Below are 15,533 nucleotides of genomic sequence, written 5' to 3' on the forward strand. Positions count from 1 at the left end.
GATGTGCCCTGCGTGCTGCAGCACGCAGGGCACCTTAGCTAAGCCCCAATAGCGATTTCACTTTCGCAGCGGTCGCCGCTACTGTGATGTCGAAATGCTCATAAAGTTCATCTGCAGGAGCCGAGGCACCAAAGCTGTCCATCCCAACGAAATCAGCTTTCGCCTCGCGGCCACGCTCGCCTAAGAGCCATTGATCCCAGCCCATACGAACACCTGCTTCGACAGCAACACGTACAGGGCCGCCCGGTAGAACGCGCTTACGGTAGGATGCATCTTGCTCGGCGAAAAGTTCCATGCAGGGCATAGAAACTACGCGCGTACCGATGCCGTCAGCTTGCAACAGATCACGCGCGGCTAGGGCGATTTCGACCTCGGAACCGGAGGCCATGATGATTGCCTGACGCTTGCCATCCGCATCGGCCAGCACGTAGCCACCCTGTGCGGAAAGGTTCTTTGTCTTATGCTCTAGGCGCACGGTTGGAAGGTTTTGACGTGAAAGTGCCAGAACAGATGGCGTCGTTTTGCTTGTCAGCGCGACTTCCCAGCTTTCCGCGGTTTCGACCGTATCCGCGGGGCGGAACACATAAGTGTTTGGAGTGCTGCGCGAAATTGCTAGGTGTTCTACAGGTTGATGCGTTGGGCCATCTTCACCCAAACCAATGCTGTCGTGGGTCATCACGAAGACGGTCGGGATCTTGGACAAAGCCGCAAGACGCATCGCAGGTCGCGCATAATCGGTGAAACACATGAATGTGCCACCATAAGGACGAATGCCGCCGTGCAGCGCCATGCCGTTCATTGCAGACGACATGCCATGCTCGCGAATACCCCAATACACATAGCGACCCTCTCGGTTGTCTGTGTCGAACACGCCCATATCACCGGTCCTAGTGTTATTGGAGCCTGTAAGGTCCGCAGATCCACCAACAGTTTCTTGCATTATCGGGTTGATCACTTGCAGCGTCATCTCGGAAGCTTTTCGCGTTGCCACCTTTGGCGCGCTCTCTGTAACCTGTTTTTTAAAAGCTTTGATCGTCGCGGCCAGTTTTTTCGGCGTTTCCAGATCGTAGGCGCGTGTGAACTCTGCCTGTTTGTTGTTTGGAATACTTGCGAAACGCTCTTTCCAAGCGGCATGCTCGGATGCGCCGCGTGCACCGATGGCCTCCCAAGTGGATTTGATTTTGCTTGGTACTTCGAATGGACCTGAGGTCCAACCGTAAAGCGCCTTGGCGTCCGCCATTTGCGAGTCATCTGTCAATGCGCCGTGGCCTTTGGAGGTATCTTGCGCCGCGTGGCCCAGTGCGATGTGTGTTTTACATGCAATCATCGACGGCTTTTTGGACTTCTTCGCGGCTGTGATCGCTGCGTCAATTTCTTCAGGATTATGGCCGTCAATTTCCTGAACGTGCCAGCCGGAGGCCTTAAAACGCATCATTTGATCTGTACGATCAGACAACTCAACCGTGCCATCGATGGTGATGTTGTTGTTGTCCCAAAGTACGATCAGTTTGCCCAGCTCGTGACGTCCTGCAATGCCGATCGCCTCTTGGCTGACACCTTCCATCAAGCAACCGTCACCCGCGATCACATATGTATAGTGATCGACAACTTTCTTGCCAAAGCGAGCACGTTGGATTTCTTCGGCCATCGCAAAACCGACAGAATTGGCAATGCCTTGGCCCAATGGGCCTGTCGTTGTCTCAATGGCATCTGCAAGGAAATTCTCGGGATGACCCGCTGTCAACGCGCCCTTTTGACGGAAGTTCTTCACCTGATCCAAAGTGATCTGTGCGTCGCCCACAAGATAGAGCAGGGAATAAAGCAGCATAGAGCCATGACCCGCAGACAGTATAAAGCGATCGCGATCTGCCCAAAGCGGCGCGCTCGCGTCAAACTTCATGTGCTTTTCAAACAGCACAGTCGCAACATCAGCCATGCCCATCGGCATACCTGAGTGGCCTGAATTGGCGGCATGGATCGCGTCCAAGGTCAGCGCGCGAATAGCGGTGGCTTTGTTCCAGTGATCAGGATTGGCGGAGCGGAGAGCAGCAATATCCAAAAGGGTCGTCCTTTGTGAGAAGCAGTGAGCGTTCGCGCGTTGCATATCAAGCTATGGGCAAAGATCAAGCGCGCTGCATAAGTGTCTGGGTTAAAAGGGGGGGAGTATTTCGCTTTGCCTTTGGCTAAAGTTAAGAAAAGCCGCACAAAGAAGCGATTCGCGTGAGACATGTGGCCAAGTTTTGAAAGACGAGGGAGAGCACGATGAGCGACATCACCGAGCTCGAGCGCCGGATCACTGCGGCGCTGGATCGAATTGGAACTGGACTGGACGGACTAGCGCCCCCTGCGCCTGAGGGTTCTTATCCGGCTGAAATGCAAGCGTCGTTGGACGTCACCGCCGCACGCGTGGACGAGCTTGAAAAAGCGCTAAACGACGAAAAGTTGGCGAATGCGCAATTGGAAGAGCGAATGAAGTCTGTGCGCGACACGGCGGATCGCCATGCTTCTGCAGTGGACATTCAAGCAGCAGAGCAAAAACGGACCACGGCCAAGCTGGATAGTGAACTGCAGCGCCTGCGCCGCGCTGCTGAAGATTTGCGTCAATCGAACCTCGGATTACGCGACGCCTTAGAGCAGGGTTTGAACGAGCCACATTTGATCAATAAAGCGATGCTTGCAGAACTAGAAACTTTGCGCGCGACACGCTCGGTAGAAATGGCTCAGGCAGATGCGGTACTTGCAGCGCTTGAACCCTTGGTGAAACGCGCAGCGCAAGATGCGGCGAAAGCTGACGATGCAAAGGGGAGCTCTGATGCCTGAAGTCGTAATTTCCATCGGTGGACGTCAATTCGAAGTGGCCTGCCAAGAAGGTGAAGAGAAGTACTTGCATTCGGCGGCGGGCATCCTCGATACGGAAGCGCAAACTTTGGCGAGCCAAATAGGCCGCATTCCAGAACCACGGATGTTGTTGATGGCCGGTTTGATGCTTGCCGATAAAACTGCTGCGACGGAAGACAAAGCACGTGGGCTAGAAAAAGAACTCGCAGCCGTGCGAAGCGAATTGACCGCGCTTCAAAACAAACCGGCACGTGCGCATGAAAAAGTAGAAGTGCCTGTTATTCCAAGCCACATCAGCGAGACCTTGGCTGAAATCGCCGCGCGTGCAGAATCGCTCGCCGCTGCGATCGAAGAAAAAGGGCAGGCGGCGTCATAGGGTTGGGGTCCTTAGGGTGATCCTTCATGCCGTCTTTTGCAATGTCTTGCCGCGTGTGAGCACTTCCGAGAGAGCTGAGGTTTTTGAGCGGTTGTCAAACCTGAGCATGTCACTTTATGGCATTCTTAGTTTCGAATCTGGTCCTAATCGTGATTTCGAAAGCAAATCGACTGACTATACCGATCGTTTGTGATCCGCTTTACTGACAAAGGCGCTCTCGCCCGGTATGAAGAGCACCTTGAATACCTCGTACCCGATGCGAATCTGTGCACGATCTGCGAAGGTGGAGCAGATGGCATCATCGTCTTCGATTTAGAGATCAAATCTGCGCCAGCTTCGCCTTGACAGCCCACTACTTACATCACATAAGCCCCTAATCTGCGCTGGGATTCCCGTTTGTGGATGCATTTTAATGACGCACATACGGTGCACGCTGTTTATGGGTAGGGTGAGATCCCCTTAGAAACGCCGGGAACGGGACCCTAGAAACGCGGAAGACAAGGAAGAACAAATATGTTCGCGGTAATGAAAACCGGCGGCAAGCAATATAAGGTCCAGTCTGGCGATATGCTACGAGTGGAAAAGCTAGCGGCTGATGCGGGTGAAACCGTACAATTCAACGAAATCCTGATGCTGGGCGGCGACAAGACTGTCGTCGGCGCACCTATGGTTGACGGCGCTGCCGTTCAGGCCGAGGTCGTGGACCAGATCAAAGGCGAAAAAGTTATCAACTTCGTCAAACGTCGTCGTAAGCACGGCTCCCAGCGTACAAAAGGTCACCGTCAGAAGCTGACTTTGGTACGTATTGGTGACATCCTTGCGTCCGGTGGCGACAGGTCCGGCGTGAAAGCTGCGATTGGTGCAGGGGCTGTTTCTGGTGGTGGTGAAACTGCCCCGAATTCTGCGCCTAAGAAGGCTGCAGTAAAGGCAACAACAGCGCCAACTTCCGCAGGATCTGACGATCTTACTGCGATCACCGGTGTAGGTCCCGCGGCAGTGAAAAAGCTGAACGAGGCTGGCATCACAACGTATAAGCAAATTGCTGCAATTGATGTTGATACTTTTGACGCAGTGAAAGTGAAAGCTGAGTGGGTCGAACAGGCCAGCACTTTGGCTAAAGGCTAAGGAGAGACCAGATGGCACATAAAAAAGCAGGCGGCTCATCCCGCAATGGTCGTGACTCAGCGGGTCGCCGTCTTGGTGTAAAACTCTACGGTGGCCAAGCGGCAATCGCGGGTAACATCATAGTTCGTCAGCGTGGCACAAAGTTCTGGCCGGGCGAGGGCGTTGGTCTTGGTAAAGATCACACGATCTTTGCTGTGACAGACGGTGCGGTTAAGTTCCACAAGGGCCTTAAAGGCCGTACATTTATTTCGGTTCTCCCGGTCGCGGAGGCCGCTGAATAAGCCGTTTCTAAATTGCTATGACATTCAAGGGATCGGTGGAAACGCCGATCCTTTTTCTTTTGGAGGCTTGGTCAATGACACCTCACATTGAAACTGATCGCCTTGTGTTGCGTCATATTGAAATAATGGACGCTGATACTCTTTTCGCGATTATCAATAATGTGAAAGTTGACAAATGGCTGACGCTTGTACCTTGGTCGTATTTATGCGCTGACGCTAAAGATTTCGTCAGCTGCGTTACTTCGCAAGGCGTGGAAGTGTATTCTGCGATTTGCTGCGACAATGTTTTCATGGGCTGCATCTCTTACGGTGCGCAACTTGGTTATTGGTTGGGCAAACCGTTCTGGGGCCAAGGTTATATGCCTGAAGCCGCCAACGTTGTCTTGAGTGATTATTTCATAGAGGATCATCCTAGTTTGATTTTGGGATATCATTTGGAGAATATCGCATCGTGTAGCGTTGTGGATAAACTAGGGTTTCAAGAAGCCGAAGTCATTCAAGCGACGTCAAACGTGATGAGAGCTGTCAGCATCCAACGGATGATTTTAGATAGCTCTCGATGGGAAGGACACACATCATGAGCGTTAATTTTGGGCTTTTCCTAATTTTTGCTGCTTCGCAAGTGGGTACGCCCGGTCCCGCTAACATGGCGCTTATGGCTACTGGCGCGCGCTTTGGGTTCAAGGCCGCCCTTCCATTTGTCGCCGGTGTCGCGCTTGGCAAGCAGCTTATCATCTGGCCCATTGGATTTGGCTTGATGAGCTTGGCTGAGAGCGTGCCGATTCTGTTCGTTGCCCTTAAATACATTTCGGCCGCCTATATCATTTGGCTTGCTTGGAAGGTCGCCAACTTGCGCCTCAACACGCAATCTGAAGCAAAAGCGCCGGGTTTCGCTGCGGGGTTGATCGTGCATCCGCTTAATCCCAAAGCATGGGCAATGATTGTGGGTGGCTTTACGGCTTTCGTCTCCCCTGGCACACCAACGCTTGAAGCAACGGCAATTATCGCTGCGTGTCTATTGGGATGCCAGATCGTGTTGCACCCAATTTGGACTTTTGCAGGTCACAAAATTGCACAATCTGTCGCGGGCACGCGGGCGGAAACCTATCTTATGTGGACCTTAGCCGCGCTTACAGTCGCGTCTGTCCTTTTCGTTTTGTTTGGAGGCGCAACAGCATGAATGCGATGACAAAATTCCCGCTAACTGTGATTGACGGCGACACTTTGATGCTCCGCCCACTGAAAACTGTGGATGTGGGCCTGATTGAGCTCTATACTAGCGATGCGCGCGTTGCCAAAATGACCAGCAACATTCCTCATCCTTTGCCTTCTGGCACCACAGAGGCGCTCATTGCACGCGCAGGTGATGGTGTGCATCAGCAAGAGATCTGGGCGCTCGATCTTAGCGCGCAAGACGGACCGGATCTGATCGGCCTTATCGCGCTTAATCGGTTGGATGAGGATCAAGCGGAATTGAAGGGATGGGTTTCGCCTGCCTATTGGAACACGGGCGCAGCCTCTGATGCGGTTGCCGAACCCATAAATGCGAATCCACTGGGGAACAAGACGTTCTTTGCATCGATTTTTCAGGACAATCCCGCCTCTGCCAAAGTGCTCACAAACGTTGGGTTCGACTATATTGGCGATGCGGAGACCTATGTTGTCGCGCGCGCGGCGAATCTGGCCACATGGACCTATTTGCGCAAACTCGGTTAAGCGCGTAGACCGCGCGGTAAGCAACAGAAAGCACTGACATGAAATTTCTCGATCTGGCCAAAGTTTACATTCGTAGTGGCGGCGGCGGTGGCGGATCTGTCAGCTTTCGCCGTGAGAAATTTATTGAATACGGTGGCCCAAATGGCGGCGACGGTGGCTGTGGTGGCTCTGTTTGGGTTGAAACTGTAGATGGTTTGAACACGCTGATCGATTTTCGGTATCAGCAGCATTTCTTTGCCAAAAGCGGTCAGCCGGGTATGGGGCAGGGCCGTACGGGTAAAGATGGTGATGATATAATTCTGCGCGTACCTGTTGGTACTGAGATCATGGACGAAGATCAGGAAACGGTCATCGCGGATATGACCGATCTGGGTCAGCGGGTTTTGATCGCCAAAGGTGGCAATGGCGGTTTTGGAAACCTGCATTTTAAATCTGCGACCAATCAAGCACCGCGTCGCGCCAACCCTGGTCAGGAAGGGGTGGAGCGTACGATCTGGCTACGCCTAAAACTCATTGCAGATGTGGGCCTTTTGGGTCTGCCGAACGCTGGCAAATCCACGTTCTTGGCAGCGACATCAAATGCTCGACCAAAGATTGCAGATTATCCGTTCACCACATTGCACCCGAACCTCGGCGTGGTTGGCGTTGATAACGTTGAATTTGTTGTCGCTGACATCCCTGGCCTTATTGAGGGCGCACATGAAGGCGTCGGTCTTGGCGTACGTTTCTTGGGCCATGTGGAACGATGCGCAGTCTTGTTGCATTTGATTGATGGGACGTCTGAAAACATCGCGGATGACTACAACACCATCATTGGTGAGCTTGAAGCTTACGGTGGAGAGCTGGCCGAAAAGCCGCGCGTCACTGTGCTCAACAAAGTCGACGCGCTTGATGCAGAGATGCGCGCAGAAGCGAAAGCCGCATTGGAAGAGGCATCCGGTAGTCCTGTTATGGAAATGTCAGGGGCTGCTAAGTTGGGCACGACAGACGTGCTGCGCGCCTTGCGAGCAGAGATTGATGACAATCGCCTGCGCGCACATTTGGGCGAGGCGGAGGATACGCCGTGGCAACCCTAAGGAGTGCCAAACGCGTTGTGATCAAGATCGGCTCGGCGCTGTTGGTCGAGAATGGTCGCTTGCGCGCAGATTGGTTGACGGGGCTCGCGGAAGATGTCGCAATGTTGCGCGCGCGCGGGGTAAACGTCGTCTTAGTCTCCTCAGGCTCTATCGCCTTGGGGCGCGGTGCGCTTGGATTACGAAATACTGCGCTCGCCCTTGAGCAAAGCCAAGCGGCGGCGGCTGTTGGGCAGATTCGCCTCGCGCGCGCCTATGAGGAAGCGCTGGCTCCGTATAAGATCACCGCCGCACAAGTGCTTGTGACGTTAGAAGACAGCGCCAACAGACGACGCTATCTCAATTCCCGCGCGACGCTTGAGCAGCTTTTGACTCTTGGCGCGGTGCCAATCGTCAATGAAAACGACACTGTAGCGACGGATGAAATCCGCTTTGGCGACAATGATCGTTTAGCTGCGCAAGTGGCCGTTACAGTGGGTGCGGATCATTTGATTTTGCTCTCGGACGTCGATGGCCTTTATACCGCGAACCCTATGCTGGACCCTGCCGCGACCCGCTTTGAAACCGTGGACGCAATCACGCCAGAGATCGAAGAGATGGCGGGTGATCCGACGTCAGGCCTGTCCAAAGGCGGCATGAAAACAAAGGTGATGGCGGCCAAAACTGCGATGGCTGCAGGCTGTGCGATGATCATTTCCGAAGGCTCGGTCTTGCGCCCGATCCAGGCATTAGAAGCGGGGGCGAAGGCTACGCGATTTGTTGCGCAAACGGATCCCCATTTGGCGCGCAAAGCGTGGATATTCGCGATGAAGCCACGCGGTGCCGTGCGTTTGGATGCGGGGGCGGCCAAAGCGCTCACGGCGGGTAAATCCTTGCTGCCTGCGGGGGTTGTCGCAGTCATCGGTCAATTTGAGCGCGGCGATAGTATTGCGATTGAAGGGCCGGACGGGCACACATTGGGTTATGGGCTGACCCGTTACACCAGTGTTGAAGCTGACGAGATCAAGGGTCATCGCAGCACTGAAATTGAAGATATTCTAGGGTATGCGGGACGTGCAGCCCTTATTCACAGAGATGATATGGCAATTTAGAACTCGGAGGCAGTGATGAAAGTTTTTGAAGATATTCCGGCCTTGATGGCCGACATAGGTGCGCGCGCGAAAGCCGCCTCTGCCGTACTTGCGAGCGCCAGTGCAGAGCGCAAACATGCTGCTTTGATCGGTGCTGCGGAAGCAGTTTGGAAGACCCGTGACGCGATTGTTGCTGCGAACCTCCTCGATTTGGAATATGGACGCAACAAAGGCCTTTCTGATGCGATGATGGACCGTTTGATGCTCGACGAAGAGCGCATCCAAGGGATCGTTGACGGGCTGCGCGCAGTGGCGGAACAGGCTGATCCTGTTGGGGAACTACTTGCGCAATGGGATATGCCGTCCGGTTTGAACATTCGCCGCGTGCGCACCCCTTTGGGTGTTATCGGCGTCATCTATGAAAGCCGCCCTAATGTGACGGCGGACGCGGGAGCTTTGTGTCTCAAGTCCGGCAATGCGGTGATCTTGCGCGGCGGTTCTGAGAGCTTTCATAGCTCCGGTGCGATCCACGCAGCAATGGTCGATGGTGCGGTGAAAGCGGGACTGCCTGCGGACAGCATTCAACTGGTGCCAACGCGTGATCGCGCGGCTGTGCAAGAAATGCTGACTATGACTGACACGATTGATGTAATTGTGCCGCGCGGGGGCAAGGGTCTTGTGGGCCTCGTGCAACGCGAAGCGCGCGTGCCTGTGTTCGCGCATCTTGAGGGTATCGTGCATATCTATGTGGATGCGGCAGCGGATCCGGCCAAGACGCTGGACGTGGTGCTGAACGCCAAGACCCGCCGCACAGGGATTTGCGGGTCAGCGGAGTGTTTGCTGATCCATAAGGACGTTGTGGATACGATCGGCCAAGATCTTGTGCGCGCGTTGATGGATGCTGGTGTCGAGGTGCGCGCAGAGGGCGCATTGGCAGAGATTAAGGGCACCACGCCCGCCACTGCGGATGATTTTGGCCAAGAATTTTTGGATATGATTATCGCTGTTAAAGTTGTCGATGATTGCGATGCAGCGATTGCGCATATCCGCACGTTTGGTTCGAACCATACCGATTGCATCATGACAGAGGATGATCGCGCCGCAGCGCAGTTCTTTAGTCAGCTTGATAGTGCGATTTTGATGCGCAATGCCTCCACCCAGTTTGCGGATGGTGGGGAGTTTGGCATGGGGGCTGAAATTGGCATCGCAACAGGCAAGATGCACGCGCGCGGACCTGTTGGTGGCGCGCAATTGACAAGCTTCAAATACCTTGTCGAAGGTGATGGCGCGACGCGTGCGTAGTGGCTTTCAAACGAGCAAGGTGACCTCAGCTTCGCTCTGAGCGTAGCTCGGCGTGCGACTCAAGTCACGCGCATGCATGGGCAAGAGCAAAAATTGTACATGCGCTGGAATCGTCTCTCGGTAGGCCTCGGGTTTAAACTCCGAAGTGCCTGCCAAAGAGTCCCAAAGATCTTGATCAAGGCTGATACGTTCGCCGCTCAGCGCGAGCGACTAGCGTCCTCTTAGGCGCTTGACCTCAGCGTGACCACCATAAGGAAGCGCTTGTTCCGCACACTGGATGGCTAAGAACACCAATTGCACCTCACTGCGCGTCACATCTTCCAGCGGATGCCAATTGAGTACCAATCGCGTTCCTTTTATAAAATCTCGCAAAATACTCGTTATTTCAGAGCGTCCAAGGAACTGTTCGGTGCTTGTTGCGCCGTATGCGATTCTAAAGAAGCAGATTCGTGCATTCGCTGCGTCTACACTTTGTGCAATCAGTTCTATTTCGGGACTTTGAGACGCGCCAGACATGGAAAGGAGTTCCGTGCCATTGTTAATCGCGCCAGTTGGCCTGATCAGATCAGGACAGATGCACGCGCCTACCAAAGCGGAAAATTATAGCTTATGTTCACCCAATAGAGTGTCCTCAGAGCCTTGTGATTATGACTGATTTGAATGCATTCCTCGAACCCGGCATGATCGTGCGCCACCCCAGTGAAAGAGAGTGGGGCTTAGGACAGGTGCAATCTGTGATCGATGGTCGGGTGACCGTGAATTTTCGTGAAATTGGAAAAATTGTTATCGATAGCTCTCGAGTGGCTCTTGTGCCTGTCTTTGGTGGGAGATGAAGGTTAATTTTCTGTAAATCAATCTTTAGTTGCATTAAAACACGTCAAGAATGAGTTCAGTGTTTCTTAAATTCGTGATGTGCCTTGCTCTATTTTTCGTCTAGACCTCGGTCCGAGTGCTTGCGCACACAAATTCAGGAACACGCCTCGCATGTCTGAGCCACATTTCGACATAGTTTTCGCGCGCTCTGATGAAGACCTAAGTGCCGCTCAAGCACTGCGATATGATGTTTTTGTGGATGAACTTGGCGGCGACGGCGATCTGGTTGAGCATGACACCCGTTTAGAAAAAGACCGCTTTGATCGTTTTGCGCGTCATATGCTGCTTTTGGATCGTGCACGCGGTGGGACGGTTTCGCAGCAAGTGGTCGGTGTGTATCGGCTACTTGATAATGAGGGGGCAGCGCGGGCAGGCGGCTTTTACTCAGAGGCTGAATTTAACATTGATGCGCTGACAGTGTCGGGATTGCGGCTCTTGGAGCTTGGGCGCTCGTGTTTGCACAAAGACTATCGTGGCGGTATGGCGATGTATCATCTCTGGTCCGCTTTGGCGGGGTATGTGTTGCAAGAAAAATTTGACATTCTGTTTGGCACCGCCAGCTTTCGAGGCACCGATATCGAATGCCTCCATAAGCCTCTGACGTTATTGCAAAAGAACCATCTTTGTCCTGTGGGTATTCGCCCTATCGCGCGTCATCCGCGTGCTGTCTTTTCTGGAAATACTAGCGATGACATAGATCGCAAAAGCGCGATAACGCAGATGCCCTCTTTGATCAAAGCTTATTTGCGGCTAGGTGGCGGTGTCGGCGGCGGGGCGCACGTAGATCACAGGTTTAACACTACCGATGTGTGCCTTGTCTTGGACGTTAACAAAACGAGCGATAAGATACGCAGGCTTTACACAAAGGAGCATGCACGATGACACCGACGTGGGCCCCAGATAACGACGATACAGTCGATCTAAGCACAATTGGGCTCATGGGATGGCTCCGCTTTGTGATGCGAGCGGTTCCAATCCTTTTTCTTGTGTTTGGATGTCTGATCCTTTTGTTGCTGTTACGTTTGATAGAACGGCCAATTTTTGGACTGGGTCGTCCGATGACGCCTTTCATTACCCAATTTGTCTGTCGCAATGCGTTTCGCTTGATGGGGATGCCATTCTCGGTCAAGGGCACTCAAATGCAGGACGCGGGGGCGGTAGTTGCCAATCACAGCTCTTGGCTTGATATTTTTGCACTCAACGCGGCGAAGCGCGTGTATTTTGTCTCCAAGTCCGAGGTGGCGCGTTGGCCTGGCATTGGCGTATTAGCGAAAGCGACGGGCACGGTGTTCATCGAGCGCAACCCGCGCAAAGCGCGCGCGCAAAAAGAGGTGTTTGAAGGGCGTTTGAATGCAGGACACAAACTGCTGTTTTTTCCAGAGGGCACATCGACCGATGGGAGGCGAGTGCTGCCATTCAAATCAACGCTATTTGCGGCATTCTTTACGCCTGAATTGAAAGATATTCTTTGGGTTCAACCTGTTACGGTGAACTATTTCGCGCCATCCGGCGAAGAGGCACGTTTTTACGGGTGGTGGGGCGCGATGGATTTCTTCCCGCATTTGATAAAGACACTTGCGGTGCGCAAAGCGGGGAAGGTTGAGGTGATTTATCATCCGCCTCTGCGCGTGGCCGAGGCGGACAGTCGTAAATCTATGGCGCTAGCCTGCGAAGCCGCAGTGCGCAGCGGGCATCATATCGCTAAATATGAGGCTGTGGATTAGCCGTTTGATTCTCGGATTTTGTCCGCCGCGTCTTTGTCATAAGTGACGGAATTCTCGTCAAAAAGAGTGTCCAACTCGCCCGACAGCGTCATTTCCGTGATGATATCGCAGCCGCCAACAAACTCGCCTTTGACGTAGAGCTGTGGGACCGTTGGCCAGTCAGAGAAATCCTTAATGCCCTGGCGCATGTTTTCATCTGCGAGCACGTTTACGTCCGCAAATTCAACGCCCATGTAGTTCAACACACCCGCCACACGGGATGAAAACCCGCATTGTGGCATCTCTTTTGTGCCCTTCATGAACAACACAACAGCGTTGTCAGTGACGGTTGTTTGGATGGCTTCTTTAATATCGCTCATTTCTGATTTCCTTAATGTGTCGTTTTAACGGTGGCGATAGCTATCATTTAGCTTGTTTAATCTATCGTTCTCAGCGTTGACGCGGTTGATAATTTTGAGGTCTGTGGCTTCCGTGCCCAATGGCGGGTTGGCTGCATCATGCTTGTGCGGACGGAAAATATTAAGAAGAATTTTCCAAGTCCTGTGCAAGGTACTTTCCTTAACTTGGGACTTTTGTCGTCAAAGCCAACGCGTGCAATTCGCCGTTACTGCCGTCCATTTTGCCCTTCAAGGCCGCATAGACAGAGCGTTGTTGCTGCACGCGGTTCTTACCTTTGAAAGAAGCATCGATCACTTCAGCCGCAAAGTGCTGACCGTCGTCGCCTTGCACCGTCACTTGCCCCTCAGGGAAAGCGTCATTCAAAAGCGTTTCAATCTCTTGCGCTGTGATTGCCATTTCTGTGCCTTTCAAAATCTCTTCGCGTAAGATGTAGAAGTGGGACGGGGGTTGAGCAAGAGGCGTTTAGGCAAACAAGCTCGGAAATACCTCCTCTGAGGCGGCAATCAACTCTGCAAGTGGCGCGGAAGAGCCACCAAACGTCACATCATCTCCGCCAAATTTGCCAACGAAGGCTATGGGGATATCTGCTTTCGTCGCAGCCCCCATAAGCGCTTCTGCTTGATCGAAGTTGCACGCGATTAGGTAACGGGCTTGGTCTTCGCCAAACAATCCGGGCGTGTCCGCACTATCAAGTGTCAGCCCTACGTTAGCAGTCGCAGCCATTTCAAAGGCGGCCAATGCAAGACCACCATCAGAGAGGTCCGTGCAGCCTTTGATCCATTCGCGGTTGTCGCGGATGAAATCGCCGTGCTTGGATTCAGCGGCCAAATCAACATGGGGGGCGTCGCCATCAGCGCGATTGAACACTTCTGCGAGCAGTGCAGATTGGCCCAAGTGCCCCGTGGTTTCCCCAATCAAGATCGCGACATGGCCGTCGCGCACATCACCTATGATCAATTCGTCTTCAGAGGCCAGCAAACCAACCGCGCCAATCGTCGGGGTAGGTAGAATGCCTGTGCCATCGGTTTCATTATAAAGCGAGACGTTGCCCGACACGATGGGCATATCCAGTGCTTTGACCGCTTGGCCAATCCCATCAATTGCGCCAACAAATTGGCCCATGATTTCGGGTTTTTCAGGATTGCCAAAGTTCATATTGTCTGTTGTCGCCAAGGGCTTCGCGCCGACAGCTGTCAAGTTGCGGTAAGCTTCGGCCACCGCTTGTTTCCCACCCTCAACAGGATTCGCCATAACATAGCGAGGCGTCACATCGGAGGTGAAGGCGAGCGCCTTTGGCGTGCCATGTACGCGCACAATGCCCGCGCCTGCACCTGGAATACGGATGGTATCACCCATGACCTGGCTGTCATATTGCTCATACACCCACCGCTTGGAGGCGTAATTCGGACTGCTCAGTATTGTTTTTATAGCATCAATCGGATCAATTTGCGGCACATCGCTCAGTGTTTCAGCAGCGGGTGTCGCCACCCAAGGACGATCATATTCTGGCGCGGAAGAGGCGAGTTTGCTCAAGGGCAGATCCGCTTTTACCTCACCGTTGTGTACGATCAAAAAGCGGTCTTCCTCAATCGTTTTACCGACGATTGCGAAATCCAGATCCCATTTGTCGAACACGGCTTTAGCCTCTACTTCAAACTCGGGCTTGAGAACCATCAGCATGCGTTCCTGAGATTCCGAAAGCATCATCTCATATGCCGTCATATTAGTCTCACGCACTGGCAAGCATTCAAGATCAAGGCGTACGCCAAGCCCGCCTTTGTCGCCCATTTCCACCGCAGAGCAGGTTAGGCCCGCAGCACCCATATCTTGGATCGAAATCACTGCACCAGTTTGCATCAACTCTAGCGTGGCTTCCATGAGGCGCTTTTCAGTGAAGGGATCACCTACTTGGACTGTGGGACGTTTGTCCTCAATTGTGTCGTCGAATTCAGCCGAAGCCATGGTCGCGCCGCCAACGCCATCACGGCCCGTCTTTGCACCAAGATAGACCACAGGCATGCCGACGCCAGAAGCTGCTGAATAAAAAATCTTGTCTGTATCCGCGAGACCCGCTGCGAAAGCGTTCACAAGGCAATTGCCGTTGTAGGCGGGATCAAAGCGCACTTCACCACCGACAGTTGGGACGCCAAAGCAGTTGCCATATCCACCAACACCTTCAACCACACCGTTTACCAACTGACGGGTTTTAGAGTGAGATGTCTCACCAAAGCTAAGCGAATTCATTGCTGCAATTGGGCGGGCGCCCATGGTGAACACATCGCGCAGAATGCCACCCACGCCTGTCGCAGCACCTTGGTAGGGTTCAATGTAGGAAGGGTGATTGTGGCTTTCCATTTTGAAAACAACCGCTTGGCCGTCTCCGATGTCGACAATGCCCGCGTTTTCACCGGGGCCGCAAATGACCTGAGGACCTTCTGTTGGTAGCGTGCGCAGCCATTTCTTGGAGGATTTATAAGAACAATGCTCGTTCCACATGGCGGAAAAAATACCGAGTTCGGTGAAGCTTGGTTCGCGTCCTATGATCTCTAAAATCACCTTATATTCATCTGGTTTTAGCCCGTGAGAGGCGATGAGATCGGTGGTGATAGTAGGCTCTTGCATCTGGTTTGGTCCCCAAAACGTCCATTTGTGCGTGTCTTACTGGCTAAACGCTCTAGGGGCAATGCGACAAGCAGGGCTTTTCAGACGTTGACGCAGCGCGGTTTTTGCAATGATGTGGCACACATTCTTAGGGG

The 15,533-nt window shown here is 53.2% G+C and carries 18 protein-coding genes; 13 read left to right on the top strand and 5 right to left on the bottom strand.

Annotated elements, in window-relative coordinates; all coding sequences use genetic code 11:
* Window positions 1-34: 34 nt before the first annotated feature.
* The gene (gene tkt, locus QZ280_RS07760; protein ID WP_293442226.1) at window positions 35-2,059 is read right to left on the bottom strand and encodes a transketolase; all 2,025 of its coding nucleotides are present in this window, start codon (window positions 2,057-2,059) and stop codon (window positions 35-37) included.
* Between the two features lie 203 nt (window positions 2,060-2,262).
* On the opposite strand from tkt, the gene QZ280_RS07765 reads away from it, so the two are divergent.
* The 10 genes from QZ280_RS07765 (at window position 2,263) to QZ280_RS07810 (ending at window position 9,781) form a co-directional block, all read left to right on the top strand.
* The gene (locus QZ280_RS07765) at window positions 2,263-2,820 is read left to right on the top strand and encodes a hypothetical protein (RefSeq protein ID WP_293442228.1); all 558 of its coding nucleotides are present in this window, start codon (window positions 2,263-2,265) and stop codon (window positions 2,818-2,820) included.
* The gene (locus QZ280_RS07770; protein ID WP_293442231.1) at window positions 2,813-3,214 is read left to right on the top strand and encodes a cell division protein ZapA; all 402 of its coding nucleotides are present in this window, start codon (window positions 2,813-2,815) and stop codon (window positions 3,212-3,214) included. The genes QZ280_RS07765 and QZ280_RS07770 overlap by 8 nt, the downstream gene beginning before the upstream one ends.
* Before the next feature lie 513 nt (window positions 3,215-3,727).
* On the top strand, window positions 3,728-4,339 hold the full coding sequence (locus tag QZ280_RS07775; protein ID WP_293442234.1) for a 50S ribosomal protein L21: 612 nt from the start codon (window positions 3,728-3,730) through the stop codon (window positions 4,337-4,339).
* Between the two features lie 11 nt (window positions 4,340-4,350).
* A complete protein-coding gene (rpmA, locus tag QZ280_RS07780) occupies window positions 4,351-4,620 on the top strand; it encodes a 50S ribosomal protein L27 (protein ID WP_293442237.1) in 270 nt (89 codons plus the stop codon).
* A gap of 74 nt (window positions 4,621-4,694) precedes the next feature.
* Window positions 4,695-5,201 carry a GNAT family N-acetyltransferase gene (locus tag QZ280_RS07785; protein ID WP_293442239.1) on the top strand — a complete coding sequence of 169 codons (507 nt, stop codon included), beginning with the start codon at window positions 4,695-4,697 and terminating at the stop codon, window positions 5,199-5,201.
* A complete protein-coding gene (locus QZ280_RS07790) occupies window positions 5,198-5,800 on the top strand; it encodes a LysE family translocator (protein ID WP_293442242.1) in 603 nt (200 codons plus the stop codon). Before QZ280_RS07785 ends, QZ280_RS07790 begins: the two co-directional genes overlap by 4 nt.
* Complete coding sequence (locus tag QZ280_RS07795; RefSeq protein ID WP_293442245.1) at window positions 5,797-6,336, top strand: GNAT family protein; 540 nt, start codon at window positions 5,797-5,799, stop codon at window positions 6,334-6,336. The genes QZ280_RS07790 and QZ280_RS07795 overlap by 4 nt, the downstream gene beginning before the upstream one ends.
* A gap of 38 nt (window positions 6,337-6,374) precedes the next feature.
* A complete protein-coding gene (gene obgE, locus QZ280_RS07800) occupies window positions 6,375-7,412 on the top strand; it encodes a GTPase ObgE (RefSeq protein WP_293442248.1) in 1,038 nt (345 codons plus the stop codon).
* Window positions 7,400-8,500, top strand: a complete 1,101-nt coding sequence (gene proB, locus QZ280_RS07805; RefSeq protein WP_293442251.1) for a glutamate 5-kinase — start codon at window positions 7,400-7,402, stop codon at window positions 8,498-8,500. The genes obgE and proB overlap by 13 nt, the downstream gene beginning before the upstream one ends.
* A 15-nt stretch (window positions 8,501-8,515) precedes the next feature.
* Window positions 8,516-9,781 (top strand): glutamate-5-semialdehyde dehydrogenase, encoded by a 1,266-nt coding sequence (locus tag QZ280_RS07810; protein WP_293442254.1) that lies wholly within the window; start codon window positions 8,516-8,518, stop codon window positions 9,779-9,781.
* A gap of 210 nt (window positions 9,782-9,991) precedes the next feature.
* Here QZ280_RS07810 and QZ280_RS07815 read toward each other — a convergent pair whose 3' ends face one another.
* The gene (locus QZ280_RS07815; RefSeq protein ID WP_293442257.1) at window positions 9,992-10,297 is read right to left on the bottom strand and encodes a histidine phosphotransferase family protein; all 306 of its coding nucleotides are present in this window, start codon (window positions 10,295-10,297) and stop codon (window positions 9,992-9,994) included.
* 131 nt (window positions 10,298-10,428) lie between these two features.
* On the opposite strand from QZ280_RS07815, the gene QZ280_RS07820 reads away from it, so the two are divergent.
* The 3 genes from QZ280_RS07820 (at window position 10,429) to QZ280_RS07830 (ending at window position 12,378) form a co-directional block, all read left to right on the top strand.
* A complete protein-coding gene (locus QZ280_RS07820; RefSeq protein WP_293442260.1) occupies window positions 10,429-10,614 on the top strand; it encodes a DUF3553 domain-containing protein in 186 nt (61 codons plus the stop codon).
* Window positions 10,615-10,765: 151 nt separating this feature from the next.
* A complete protein-coding gene (locus QZ280_RS07825) occupies window positions 10,766-11,536 on the top strand; it encodes a GNAT family N-acetyltransferase (RefSeq protein WP_293442263.1) in 771 nt (256 codons plus the stop codon).
* On the top strand, window positions 11,533-12,378 hold the full coding sequence (locus QZ280_RS07830) for a lysophospholipid acyltransferase family protein (protein WP_293442266.1): 846 nt from the start codon (window positions 11,533-11,535) through the stop codon (window positions 12,376-12,378). The genes QZ280_RS07825 and QZ280_RS07830 overlap by 4 nt, the downstream gene beginning before the upstream one ends.
* Here QZ280_RS07830 and grxD read toward each other — a convergent pair.
* The 3 genes from grxD to purL form a co-directional block, all read right to left on the bottom strand.
* Window positions 12,375-12,737: a Grx4 family monothiol glutaredoxin gene (grxD, locus tag QZ280_RS07835; protein ID WP_293442269.1), complete on the bottom strand. Its 363-nt coding sequence runs from the start codon at window positions 12,735-12,737 to the stop codon at window positions 12,375-12,377. The two genes, QZ280_RS07830 and grxD, sit on opposite strands and share 4 nt — an antisense overlap.
* 199 nt (window positions 12,738-12,936) lie before the next feature.
* Window positions 12,937-13,173 carry a BolA/IbaG family iron-sulfur metabolism protein gene (locus QZ280_RS07840; RefSeq protein ID WP_293442271.1) on the bottom strand — a complete coding sequence of 79 codons (237 nt, stop codon included), beginning with the start codon at window positions 13,171-13,173 and terminating at the stop codon, window positions 12,937-12,939.
* 66 nt (window positions 13,174-13,239) lie between these two features.
* Window positions 13,240-15,399, bottom strand: coding sequence for a phosphoribosylformylglycinamidine synthase subunit PurL (gene purL / locus QZ280_RS07845; RefSeq protein ID WP_293442274.1), 2,160 nt, complete (start codon window positions 15,397-15,399; stop codon window positions 13,240-13,242).
* Window positions 15,400-15,533 lie beyond the last annotated feature (134 nt).

The sequence above is a fragment of the Planktotalea sp. genome (genome assembly GCF_018607995.1).
In the GTDB taxonomy this organism is placed as follows: domain Bacteria; phylum Pseudomonadota; class Alphaproteobacteria; order Rhodobacterales; family Rhodobacteraceae; genus Planktotalea.